Origin of the sequence: Evansella halocellulosilytica, assembly GCF_002335745.1 — a bacterium.
GTDB classification, from domain to species: Bacteria; Bacillota; Bacilli; order Bacillales; family Salisediminibacteriaceae; genus Bacillus_CA; species Bacillus_CA halocellulosilytica.
In genome coordinates this window covers 2,938,584-2,950,290 of record NZ_NIST01000001.1, presented here as the reverse complement: position 1 = coordinate 2,950,290, position 11,707 = coordinate 2,938,584, and the positions used below count along the sequence as shown (strand labels likewise).

Sequence of the window (11,707 nt, the reverse complement as noted above, 5' to 3'; positions counted from 1 at the left end):
ATAATTATTATAATTTACAACCAAGGAGAGATTCTTCATGTCAGAAAAACGCATGGTTGCTAAGCAAGCACCAAGATTTACAATGGAGGCAGTATTGCCAAACAAAGAATTTGCCAAAGTTTCATTAGAAGAAAATATGAAAAATGATAAATGGACCGTTTTATTTTTCTATCCAATGGACTTCACTTTTGTTTGTCCGACTGAAATCACATCAATGAGTGACCGTTATGATGAATTTGAAGATTTAGATGCAGAAGTAATTGGTGTATCAACTGATACCATTCATACACATTTAGCATGGATTAATACGAGCAGAGATGATAGCGGGTTAGGTGACTTAAACTACCCATTAGCTGCAGATACAAACCACCAAGTATCCCGCGAATACGGAGTACTAGTTGAAGATGAAGGTATTGCTCTTCGTGGATTATTCATCATTAGTCCAGATGGTGAGTTAATGTACTCCGTTGTCAACCATAATAATATTGGACGAGATGTTGATGAAACGTTACGTGTATTACAAGCCCTTCAAACTGGCGGACTTTGCCCTGCTAATTGGAAGCCAGGTCAAGAAACGTTATAAACTTAAAAATGAAAACGTCATTGCTACTACCCTAACAGATAAATAAAATATCTTTTATAGAGAAATGATAACTTGAGGAGTGATTCAAACATGAAACTACGTGAGGAAATGCCTGAATTAGAAGGTGCAACAGAATGGTTAAATGGACAAGTAACAAAAGACGAGCTTGTTGGAGACAAACCAACTCTTATTCACTTTTGGTCTGTGAGCTGCGGTCTTTGTAAAGAAGCGATGCCAGATGTTAACGAGTTCCGTGATGAATTTGAAGATGAATTAAACGTAATCTCCGTACACATGCCTCGTTCAGAAAAGGATTTAGATTTAGAAGTCATTAAAGCAATGGCACAAGGTCATGATATTACACAGCCGACATTTGTTGACTCAGAACATAAACTGACGGATGCATTCGAAAATCAATACGTGCCTGCGTATTACGTTTTTGACAAAGAAGGTAAGCTGCGCCATTTCCAAGCTGGCGGTGGTGGAATGAAAATGCTTCGTAAGCGAGTGAACCGAGTTTTAGGAAATGAAACTAAATAAATAAGTATCCGCCCGTAAAACGGGCGGTTTTAATTTCGCCCTATAAGGGCACTTTACCAACATAGCCCCTTAAGGGGCCTTTTTAATTGACCGCCAGTTTATCTCCACAATTATTTTTTGAATGGATCTACATATTCACGCTTGCTCATGTTGTCTCGCAAGCGGTCTTCAGCTTCCTGCTCTCCGATGTATTTTGCAACTGTCTTTTGATTTAAACCGACTGTGCTTACATAATATCCCTTCGCCCAAAATGTTCGATTTCCATGATTATATTTCAAATTTCCATGCCTATCATGGATCATTAACGAACTTTTCCCTTTCAAATAGCCCATGAAATATGAAACAGACATTTTAGGAGGTATATCTTTACTAACATGTGAATATGATCTGGCATCGCATGCGCTTCAATAATTTCTACTGTAGCTTTAAAATAAAGTTCGATCAAAAATACCTCACAAATCCTTGTATTACCATAAACAGAAGAATCCATTTTGAAAAAAAGATTGATCAAAATGGATTCTTTCTTCGTGAAGTATTGTTCAATTTTTATAAAAAAGATTGATCACTTTCTAATGCGATCTTCAACAATCGCGCTCCGATTGCCGAATATCCTTCTACAAGAATTAAAACAAGTTAATAGGCTCTGGAACTAAGGAAGTTTATTAAACTAAATGGGGATTTCCTCAAGAAGAAGAAGGCCCCAATTTTTAATTAGAGATCAATTATTATTATTATCTGTATTTTTAAGACGATGAAATGATTTTGTTTGAGCAAATTGTTCAAACCCAATATACTTGTAAAGTTCAAATGTATCCGGGGAAGTACAAACAACAATTGCAGTTTTTGCCCCCTTATCACTCAACGTATTGAGAGCAAGCTTACAGACTGAACTGGCTAACCCCATTCTCCTAAATCTCGGATCGGTTCCAACAGGTTCCAGTAACCCCACCTTGTTAACTTCATCAAACCAAATTAAACAAGATGCTACGAACTCACCATTTGGAGATTCTATTACCCAATCAAGAGAAGAATCATAAGGATAGGTATTCATAACGTTCAAGTAACTTTCTTCTGTGATTCTGGATTTATGAAATGCAGCCCTATGTACTGCCACACGATTTGTTAAATCCTCAGAACCCTTGATATGGCGACCTTTAAACTTATCTGGCAATTGAACAGGGAATGAACAACTATCCAATGAAATTTTTGTGAGGACTTCTGGATTTTCTGCTAATGGGTTGAATAAAGAATCTTCTAAGGCTGAAATAAGATGCGACTCCGTTTCTAGGACAGTCACTTTTTGCTCATTGGTTTTAGTTATTGTATCAAACCAGTCAATGACATCCTTGGCCATCTCAGGAAAATCGGGATCAACTTGACATATTAACTCACCAGGTTTTTGGATCCATCCCCAAGCAACGGGCTTCCCATCCATTTCCCAAATTGCAGTATCCCAATCATCCTCGCGTCCAGCGTGTCGGTGGCGTTGCCAAGCTAGATCGCCTATATGGTAATTAGATTCCAGTGTCCATATAGCTTGTGTGAGTTTCTGCATAAGTTTTAAATCACTTGAATCTTTATAAGTTCGAATTACAGGTTTACTCATTTATCTAACCTCCTCGATTCTTCTTGGTATTTGTAATTATCTTTTTAATATCCTTCCTATGGCTTAGTCTTAAATTTACCACATATGACTGCTAAAGATTTCTTCCCGATTACTTCTTTTATTTCATTATCTGGCTCGATTGCTGAATATTGTTTTTCATAAAAATTCCCTTTGGAATCATCAAATCCAAAGGGATAAAACGGTGCAACTTTTTTAAAAACGGTTAAACTTTGTTTTAAACGGTACATCTTTATTTTAAAGCCACATCTACATCTTTCATATCACATAATCTTCTTAATATAGCTCCGATATCTCCTTAACTTTCCATATAACCTTTCTCCGATACTTTGGGATGAAAACAATGTGATACTTACAATTCCATCTTGTATGTGATAAACTATTGTCGCTCGACATGAGCATATCTCCTCTCGTTTTATGAAGTTGGTTTGGCGGCCACTTCTATTATATAAACGAGAGGAGATTTTTTCCTATTACAACCCTTAAAGGTTTATTTTCACACAGGCAGAGCCTGTGGTTTACAAAGAATATAATAATAAAAAGTGTGCTCAAATGATAAGCGCACACTTTTTTTACTATTTAACTAATACATTTGAAATTTGTAAATCTCTTCGTTTTCTTAAGTCAATAAACCGTCCATCAGCCTTTACTAAGGGACGTTGAACCTCTTCAAGATGCAAATGAATAATCTGTCCTCTTATTCCGTCATTTAAAACTACATTTTTTCCGATATACCCCTGTAAAATATGATCAATAAATGGGAAAACAATCTTCCCGCTCAATTTCCCTTTATAAACTTCTGTTAACAGCTCATCTAACGCTTCAAATGGAGAATACTTTGATCTGTACACTCTGTCAGAAGAAATCGCATCATAAGCATCAGCGACAGCAATAATTTGCGCTAGAAACGGGATATCCTCCCCTTTTAATCCGTAAGGATAGCCTGAACCGTCTTGCCTTTCATGGTGATAAAGAGCACCAATTTGGACAGCTTTATTTCCTGGCGCTATTTCAGCTAAAATATCTTTTCCATAAACCGTGTGCATTTTCACTTGTTCATATTCTTCCTCTGATAAAGGAGCTTGTTTATTTAATATTTGCTGAGATACCTTCATTTTACCGATGTCATGAAGAAAACCTATCTGTCCAAGCATTAACGTTTCCTGCTTGTTCATCTTTAATATTTTGCCGATCGTTGCAGATAACAAGCCTACGTTTACACTATGCCGATACGTATATTCATCATGTCCTTTTATATGATGCAGCTCCAAAAAGATTTCATTGCCTTGAACGATCGACTCTAATAATGGTGTAAATGGTTTCATAAACGATTGTAGATTCGGCACTTCTCTAGAGATGGCTTCATGAAAAAGTTTTTTTACTTCCATGACATTTTCATAATACAAACTAGAGATATCTTCTTTACTTTTTAAAACCTCTTTAATTTGCACACTAAGCGGTTCGACAACTGGATCATCAACTTTAATATAGTTTATTTGATGATTTTTTAATATTTTTATATGCCATTGAGTAAGAGTCATTCCTTTTCTTAATAGAAAATGGCCAGACTCGGAAATGACATCTTCTCCGACTATTTTCCCGGTTAACGTATGACCTTCGACTAATTTCACAGTTGATATCATGTTCATCACATTCCCTACTGTCATCATTAGTATTATTTTACCATGACATAAGGCAAATAGACTGAACATTTATACTTATAAGACATATATATGAATATGTCCTATGACTTTCTTATACAGTAAGTATTTATAAAACCGACTGCTGTTCGCATTATGTCAATTAAGACTTCCGCTTCTAAGAGGTTGAGAATAAATGTGGCTTTGTTTTACAGTATGAGAAAATGATAGAGCAGTTGGATGGAATCAGCGAGACTCCCTGCGGAAAAGCGGGCCAGACGAGACCCCTCAAGGCGTTCTTCCTGAGGAGGCTCGACGGTTCGTCAGCGGCAAAGAAGACACTGTGAATGCAAACGCAATGATGTATGAACGGATGTCCCACTTGTGCTTAGAGGTGAAAGTGAGCAGATGCAGTCCAACGGAGCTGCATGAGATACCAATTTACGAAATTGATCCAACAAAACAAAAAGAGGCATGCTAACCTTTTAAAAAAGTTGCCCACTAATAATTGACGCAAACATTTTACAGAAACCTTTGCGTTATCGGTTTAGTTTATGGTAATTTGTATTGGAGCATGGTTTCTACAATAGAAAGGATGAATGAAATGAGTGTACATATAGGTGCAAAACAAGGAGAAATCGCTGAATCGATCTTATTACCTGGTGATCCGTTACGGGCAAAATATATCGCAGAAAACTTTTTAGAAGATGTCTCTTGTTACAATGAAGTTCGCGGTATGCTTGGTTTTACAGGAACATATAAAGGAAAGCGTATATCAGTACAAGGAACTGGTATGGGGGTTCCTTCCATTTCCATTTATGTTCATGAACTCATTAACAGCTACGGTGTAAAAAACTTAATTCGTGTCGGTACGTGCGGAGCTTTACAAAAGGATGTAAAAGTTCGTGATGTCATTGTAGCTATGAGTGCCTCTACTGACTCTGGAGTAAACGATCGTTATTTTAACGGACTTAACTTTGCTCCTACTGCAGACTTTGGCCTACTCAAAAAAGCATATGATGGTGCTGTTGCGAATGGAATGAATGTCAACGTAGGAAGTGTTTACACGAGCGACGTATTCTACAATGATGATAAAGAAACAGTGAATATGTTAGCAGATCACCAAGTATTAGCTGTCGAGATGGAGACTTCTGCTCTGTACACGATTGCCGCTCGCTTTGGTGTAAATGCTTTATCTGTATTAACAGTCAGTGACCATTTATTGACTGGTGAAGAAACGAGCTCACAAGAACGTCAAGAAACGTTCAATGAGATGGTCGAAGTCGCATTAAATGCTGCCATTGCTGACAACGAAGCATGATCAATTCCATAATAAGAGGGTGCCTTTAAAGCCGATTAATCAATCGCCAAAAAAGCACCCTCTTTTTTTATATTAATACATCAGCTCAATGAAACCCTCTTTCGAAATCCGCCCGAAATAGTAAGTCATATCGATTTCATTTAATGCCTCGTGGATCGCGTTTTTTTCATATTGAATTCCTGTTAAGGCTTCCTCTACATCCGATACATCGCCAACTCCGAAAAAGTCGCCGAAAATTTTACACTCAACAATTTTTCCACTTTTGACATTTAAACGGATATCAATGATACCGGCGTCGAATTTCTTTGATCGCTGTAAATCAAATTTTGGAGACTTTCCATAGTTCCAATCCCAATTTTTATATCTTTTTTCTGATATATTCGCAATCCCTTTCCAATCCTCGTCTGTCAGCTTATACGTTTCAACATCTTGTTCATGAAAAATATATGAAAGCAGTAATTGTTTAAATTCTGCCATCGACAACTTGTCCTCTAAAAACTCATCAATATTTGCTACACGGCTTCGAATCGATTTGATCCCTTTCGAACGAATTTTTTCATCTCTCACTTTTAACGCATCGACGACATGCTCAATTTCGGAATCAAGCATTAATGTCCCGTGGCTGAACATACGTCCGCGTGTTGAATACTGTGCATTTCCTGATATTTTCTTCTCACCTACGTGAATGTCGTTCCGACCGCTTAACTTCGCATTTACTCCTAGCTTTTGTAAAGCATCGATCACTGGCTTCGTAAACTTTTGAAAGTTTGAAAAACTGTTCCCATCATCCTTCGTAATAAAGCTAAAATTTAAATTACCTAAATCGTGATATACAGCGCCCCCACCCGATAAGCGACGTACGACGTGGATTCCTTTTTCATCAACATACTGTTTATTAATTTCTTCAATCGTATTTTGGTTTTTCCCGATGATGATGGAAGGCTCATTTACGTAGAATAACAAGTATGTATCATCAATGCTTAAATTTTTCAAAGCATATTCCTCAATGGCTAAATTTACAGTCGGGTCTGTAATGTTTTCATTATCAATAAAACGCATCGGTTCATTCCTCCTTCAATTAGTTCCAATAATTAGTTTACCATAACGAAGGCTTAAGCTAAAAACAGTTCTGAAATGACTTACATGATTTTTCCATAAAATGAATAATATTGCTATCCCCTTCAAATATTAAGTGAAATGAATTATAGGGGTTCTCTAATATGAGCTTTATTAAACGATGGTTTTCAAAAAACAAAAACAATAATAGCGATCAACAACCGATCGTTGAACCACCTGCGATTTCAACGTATCCTGTTGAACAAGTGATGAATGATAATCGTAAATATTTAAAAGATACTCTTTCTCATTCGGAGGATCTCGTCGAAAAACAGTTGAAGCTGCCTTCTGGTGATACTTTATATATGTATTTCTTAAATACGATGGCAGAAGAAGAGAAGATCGAAAACTACTTTTATGCAAAGCTAATCAAGATTCAAAATATGAATGACCTACATTTATTACTAAAAAATATGGAAGCAACGAAGCATCCCCACCTTTCAGATGCTATGACTGAAGTTTTATCAGGGCATTGTATATTGCTCATTGATGGCTTTCCGTACTGCTATACGATTGAAACATCGAGAACGGTGAAGCGAGATATTACCCAGCCCGAAAATGAACAAATTATTCGCGGCGGCCACTTCGGTCTTGTTGAGAATCTTCATATTAATTTACACCTTATCCGTCAATTAATTACACATCCGAAGCTTAAAGTGCAATATACGACACTAGGTCAAGCTGCGAAAACAAAGGTGGCCATCGTTTCGATGGATGGAGTATGTGACCCCGCCCAACTTGAGGAAGTTCATCGGCGTTTAGCAAAAGTTTCATCGAAAAAGTTAATAAGTTCAGGGGTCGTTGAGGAATATTTAGAGGATTCGATCTATTCACCGTTCCCTCAATATATGAGTACAGAACGTCCAGACCGTTGTGCATTAAATATTCTCGAAGGTAAAATTGCTGTCCTAGTCGATGGTGATGCAACGGCCCTTGTTTTACCGATGACATTCTTTTCGTTTTATCATTCGAATGATGATTATAACAGCCGTTGGTATACCGGGACCTTTTTCCGTCTTATCCGAATGTTAAGTTTTATCGTTGCTGTCACACTTCCAGGTTTATATATTGCTATCGTCAGCTTCCATTACGAAATTATCCCTTATGGAATGACGTATGTCGTAAAAAATTCAATTGAAATGATCCCATATCCGCCAATCATTGAAGCCTTCATCATGGAATTAACGATCGAACTTATTCGTGAAGCCGGGATCAGACTGCCTAGTCCAATCGGTCAAACGATCGGTATTGTCGGAGGTCTCGTCATCGGAGATGCCGTCGTCAATGCTGGTTTCGTTTCAAGCATTATGATTATTGTTGTTGCATTGACAGCGATTGCTTCATTTGTTGTTCCTTCTCATGAGATGTCGATGGCCGTTCGCTTATTACGGTTCCCTATAATGATTATGGCTGCTCTATTAGGATTTGTCGGCATAGTCTTTTGTTTAAGCTTATATTTGATTCATTTATGTAAACTGACAAGTTTAGGTCAGCCATACTTTTATCCGTTCGCCCCATTTAGTTTAAAAGACCTGAAGGAAAGTATCATTCGCATTCCACATACGAAAAATAAAGAACAGTCCGTCAAATGAAGAATCAAGATCATAAGAAATGAGGCGCATAAATGGAAAACAGTCCAAAAGTCACATTAAGTCAATTTTTTTTCCTTGTCATTCAAACACAAGTCGGGATTGGCGTCCTTTCACTCCCGTTTGTCGTTTATGAGGAATCACAATGGGACGGCTGGGTTTCTATTCTTCTTTCTGGAGTTGCCATACACCTAATTAGTTCCCTGTTATTTTTTTTAGCTGTGCGCTTCGAAAAGCAAACATTTTTTTCTTTTGTCCAGTCGATAATCGGTCCAATCATCGGACAAATGTTGAACTTTTTCTATTTATTATATTTTGCTGGAGTGACAGCGCTTGTCCTAACTTTATATTATCAAAGAATGGACACGTGGCTCCTTCCACAAACCCCTAAATGGGTCATGCTATTACTATTAATCATTCCTGCCATCTATTTAACACGTGAAAAACTACACATTATCGCACGATTTTATCTGTTCGTCTCCGGGTTAATCGTCGTCATTATCGGAGTCCTATTAAGTGGTTATACAGCAAGTAATCCTTTATATATATTTCCGATTGGACAAGCAGGTTTCACGAATATTTTATTAGGTGCATATGGGGCTCTCCAAGCGATGCTCGGATTCGAATTAATTTTGTTTATTTTTCCATATATTAAGGGCACAAAAAAACAGATCTATGCAACGTACTCTGCTTCCATTTGGTTTACAACGCTATTGTATACATTTACTGCGATTACGACGTATATGTTTTTTAGTCCGGAGGAAATCAAACTCGTACCAAGTCCAGTTTTATACATGTTAAAAGCGTTTACTTCCCCCTTTATCGACAGGCTTGATTTAGTGTTTGTCTCGATGTGGATCGTATCTGTTACGACGTCATTAATGACCTATTTATTTTTAGCGAGTGTTAGCGCATCCCAGCTGTTCCCAAGTATAAAGCGAGAAAAGATCGTCACTGTTCTCGGGATTTTCATCTATTTAGTGGTCGTATTTTTTGGACCAATCAATGATTTAAGTGTTGATATTGTTTCAGAATTTATTGATCGTTGGAGTGTCCTTTTCTTCTTAGCAATCCCTACAATATTGTTAATTTTATCGTTTTTGTTACACAAACCGATCAAACAGAAAGGAAAAGAAACAGCGTCATGAAAAAGCTTTTACAATTTATTTTTGTATTTTTCGTTACCTTTATGTTAACTAGCTGCTGGGACTCTCGACCGCTAAGAGACATTACCGTATTGAAATCAGCATCTTTAGATTTGCTTGAAAACGGCAGTATATTAATAACAGGATCATCGCCAGTTCCTGAAAAGTATCATGCAGAGGAGAGAGTACAAATTATCTCTGCTGAAGGAAAAACGGTACGTGATGCGAGAAACGGGATTGATAAAAAGACATCTGAAATTATTGATGCATCAAAATTGAGAATATTAGTTGTAGGAGAAACATTCGCGAGAGAAGATATATACCCAGCATTGGATGTTTTATATCGTGATCCACGTTCGGCTTTAGCAGCAAATATCGCTATTGCTAAAGGAAGTGGTACAGACATTGTTAAAATGAGACTAAAAGATAAACCGAGAACGAGCGAATTTTTAGCAGATTTACTAGAAGCTGCTGAAAAGCAAACTTTAGTTCCGTATGTAAACATTCAGCTCATTTGCCCGCCACTATTTGACCCTGGACAAGATATTATTGTGCCTTATATTGGTGCTACGCAAGGAGCTCCTTATTTAGAAGGACTTGCATTATTTAGTGAAAATTCAATGGTCGACACACTGAATATAGAAGATTCGACGATGCTCTTAATCTTAAAAGGCTTACTAGGAGAAAGAGCTCCATTCGTTGAACGAGTTCATTCAGATCAACCAATGAAAATAGAGGAATTTGTTTCTTTTCATGTGAAAGAAATGAGTAGAGAAATTGATATTGAGGTGGATGAACATACGCAAGAAATCACCGTTCCCCTTACACTTGAATTAAAAATCGAGGTCATCGAATATCCACATGATGAATTACACGAGCGCGAAACAATCGTTCAATTAAACGAAATACTCTCAGACCATTTAACGGAGAAATCGGTTCGAATTTTAAATAAGCTGCAAGAAATCAATTGTGATGCTTTAGGAGTAGGTAGACGGTTAATTGCTTTTCACCATTCTGTTTGGGATGAAGAAACGTGGCGAGATGTGTACCCGACGATTACATTTGAGCCGGATATCAATGTTGAAATTATTAGACACGGGATTATTAATTAAGCGATTAGCAGCTATGTTTTGCTAATTCCTATATATAATAAAGATTAAATATACAATGTAGGCAAGTGTTAAAATGGCACCTTCAATTTTACCGACTGTATACTCTGTCCTTGAAAAGATAAATAACACAACTGTAAAAATGATCATGACGATAACATCTAAAAATATTTTTGGGTTAACAGGAAGCGGTGTAATCATTGACGCAGCCCCTAAAACGACCAAAATATTAAAGATCGAACTGCCGACAATGTTGCCTAAAGCAATCTCACTTTGCTTTTTTATCGCTGCTGTGATTGAAATGACAAGCTCTGGTAGCGAGGAACCGATTGCAACAATCGTTAAACCTACTAAAGCTTCACTCAACCCAAACGTATAGGCGATTTCTGTACTACTTTCTACTACAAAATATCCTCCGATAATGATTGCTGCTAATCCTGCAACAGTAAAGAAAATATTTCTTTTCCATGTAAGCGGCTTATTTTCGGATTTGTTGTTTTCAGGAATGTGATCTCGGCTATTTCTCGCTGCTTCAATCACATAATATAAAAATATCGAAAAGAACAATAAAAGGATGATTCCATCACTTCGGCTTATAATATTTTCAGGTGCATATTGCAAAATCTGATCACTAATTAATACGAGCAAAGCAACACTAGATACAAAGGCAAAGGGGATCTCCTTTCTTATTGTTGCATTTTCGACTTTTAGTGGAAAAATCGCTGCTGTAACACCGACAACGAGAGCAATATTAATTACATTACTCCCGACGACATTCCCAATCGTTACATCAGCACTTCCTTCAAATGCTGCGATCATACTCACTGTCGCCTCTGGTGCACCTGTTCCGAAAGCAACAATCGTTAGCCCGACTAACAATGGCGGTACCCGAAGTAGCTTTGCAATATTTGCTGATCCATCTACAAAATAATCAGCACCTCTAATTAATAATACAAACCCGAGCAATAGTAAGAAATAAATCATATAAATGACCAGCCTTTAGAATTTGTTATTGTTTAAGTTGCTCAAAATATCATCTC

At 37.2% G+C, this 11,707-nt stretch carries 11 protein-coding genes and 2 pseudogenes; 6 read left to right on the top strand and 7 right to left on the bottom strand.

The annotated features are described in order from the left end of the window. The first annotated feature begins 37 nt into the window (after positions 1-37). Together CD001_RS14040 and CD001_RS14035 are read left to right on the top strand one after the other, a co-directional pair. Positions 38-583: a peroxiredoxin gene (locus tag CD001_RS14040; protein ID WP_096188311.1), complete on the top strand. Its 546-nt coding sequence runs from the start codon at positions 38-40 to the stop codon at positions 581-583. Positions 584-673: 90 nt separating this feature from the next. Beyond that, positions 674-1,123 (top strand): TlpA family protein disulfide reductase, encoded by a 450-nt coding sequence (locus CD001_RS14035; RefSeq protein ID WP_096188310.1) that lies wholly within the window; start codon positions 674-676, stop codon positions 1,121-1,123. Positions 1,124-1,233: 110 nt separating this feature from the next. On the opposite strand, the pseudogene tnpA reads toward CD001_RS14035, so the two are convergent. The 5 genes and pseudogenes from tnpA to CD001_RS14010 form a co-directional block, all read right to left on the bottom strand. Then, positions 1,234-1,541, bottom strand: a pseudogene (gene tnpA / locus CD001_RS14030) (IS200/IS605 family transposase); the annotation flags it as partial. A gap of 300 nt (positions 1,542-1,841) precedes the next feature. After that, positions 1,842-2,729 carry a GNAT family N-acetyltransferase gene (locus CD001_RS14025; protein ID WP_096188309.1) on the bottom strand — a complete coding sequence of 296 codons (888 nt, stop codon included), beginning with the start codon at positions 2,727-2,729 and terminating at the stop codon, positions 1,842-1,844. 56 nt (positions 2,730-2,785) lie between these two features. Continuing rightward, a complete protein-coding gene (locus CD001_RS14020) occupies positions 2,786-2,977 on the bottom strand; it encodes a hypothetical protein (protein WP_096188308.1) in 192 nt (63 codons plus the stop codon). 14 nt (positions 2,978-2,991) lie between these two features. After that, positions 2,992-3,143, bottom strand: a pseudogene (locus CD001_RS14015) (transposase); the annotation flags it as partial. Positions 3,144-3,322: 179 nt separating this feature from the next. Further along, the gene (locus tag CD001_RS14010) at positions 3,323-4,396 is read right to left on the bottom strand and encodes an HD-GYP domain-containing protein (protein WP_179298750.1); all 1,074 of its coding nucleotides are present in this window, start codon (positions 4,394-4,396) and stop codon (positions 3,323-3,325) included. Between the two features lie 595 nt (positions 4,397-4,991). Between CD001_RS14010 and deoD the strand changes: the two genes are divergently transcribed. After that, positions 4,992-5,708 (top strand): purine-nucleoside phosphorylase, encoded by a 717-nt coding sequence (gene deoD, locus CD001_RS14005; protein ID WP_096188306.1) that lies wholly within the window; start codon positions 4,992-4,994, stop codon positions 5,706-5,708. Positions 5,709-5,780: 72 nt separating this feature from the next. On the opposite strand, the gene CD001_RS14000 is transcribed toward deoD, so the two are convergent. Continuing rightward, the gene (locus CD001_RS14000) at positions 5,781-6,767 is read right to left on the bottom strand and encodes a lipoate--protein ligase (protein ID WP_096188305.1); all 987 of its coding nucleotides are present in this window, start codon (positions 6,765-6,767) and stop codon (positions 5,781-5,783) included. Positions 6,768-6,928: 161 nt separating this feature from the next. Here CD001_RS14000 and CD001_RS13995 point away from each other — a divergent pair, with 161 nt between their 5' ends. From CD001_RS13995 to CD001_RS13985, 3 genes are read left to right on the top strand one after another with little or no spacing between them, the layout of a single operon-like run. Then, entirely contained in the window at positions 6,929-8,416 is a 1,488-nt protein-coding gene (locus CD001_RS13995; RefSeq protein WP_096188304.1) for a spore germination protein, read from the top strand. A gap of 32 nt (positions 8,417-8,448) precedes the next feature. Continuing rightward, complete coding sequence (locus CD001_RS13990; protein WP_096188303.1) at positions 8,449-9,561, top strand: GerAB/ArcD/ProY family transporter; 1,113 nt, start codon at positions 8,449-8,451, stop codon at positions 9,559-9,561. Further along, positions 9,558-10,670: a Ger(x)C family spore germination protein gene (locus CD001_RS13985; protein ID WP_096188302.1), complete on the top strand. Its 1,113-nt coding sequence runs from the start codon at positions 9,558-9,560 to the stop codon at positions 10,668-10,670. Before CD001_RS13990 ends, CD001_RS13985 begins: the two co-directional genes overlap by 4 nt. 21 nt (positions 10,671-10,691) lie before the next feature. On the opposite strand, the gene CD001_RS13980 is transcribed toward CD001_RS13985, so the two are convergent. Then, on the bottom strand, positions 10,692-11,651 hold the full coding sequence (locus CD001_RS13980) for a calcium/sodium antiporter (RefSeq protein WP_096188301.1): 960 nt from the start codon (positions 11,649-11,651) through the stop codon (positions 10,692-10,694). Positions 11,652-11,707 lie beyond the last annotated feature (56 nt).

Excerpts from the sequence above, each read along its gene's own strand:
- CD001_RS14020 (WP_096188308.1), bottom strand. The coding sequence starts at position 2,977 with ATGTACCGTTTAAAACAAAGTTTAACCGTTTTTAAAAAAGTTGCACCG.
- CD001_RS14000 (WP_096188305.1), bottom strand. The coding sequence starts at position 6,767 with ATGCGTTTTATTGATAATGAAAACATTACAGACCCGACTGTAAATTTA.
- CD001_RS13995 (WP_096188304.1), top strand. The coding sequence starts at position 6,929 with ATGAGCTTTATTAAACGATGGTTTTCAAAAAACAAAAACAATAATAGC.
- deoD (WP_096188306.1), top strand. The coding sequence starts at position 4,992 with ATGAGTGTACATATAGGTGCAAAACAAGGAGAAATCGCTGAATCGATC.
- CD001_RS14025 (WP_096188309.1), bottom strand. The coding sequence starts at position 2,729 with ATGAGTAAACCTGTAATTCGAACTTATAAAGATTCAAGTGATTTAAAA.
- CD001_RS13980 (WP_096188301.1), bottom strand. The coding sequence starts at position 11,651 with ATGATTTATTTCTTACTATTGCTCGGGTTTGTATTATTAATTAGAGGT.
- CD001_RS14035 (WP_096188310.1), top strand. The coding sequence starts at position 674 with ATGAAACTACGTGAGGAAATGCCTGAATTAGAAGGTGCAACAGAATGG.
- CD001_RS13985 (WP_096188302.1), top strand. The coding sequence starts at position 9,558 with ATGAAAAAGCTTTTACAATTTATTTTTGTATTTTTCGTTACCTTTATG.
- CD001_RS14040 (WP_096188311.1), top strand. The coding sequence starts at position 38 with ATGTCAGAAAAACGCATGGTTGCTAAGCAAGCACCAAGATTTACAATG.
- CD001_RS14010 (WP_179298750.1), bottom strand. The coding sequence starts at position 4,396 with ATGAACATGATATCAACTGTGAAATTAGTCGAAGGTCATACGTTAACC.
- CD001_RS13990 (WP_096188303.1), top strand. The coding sequence starts at position 8,449 with ATGGAAAACAGTCCAAAAGTCACATTAAGTCAATTTTTTTTCCTTGTC.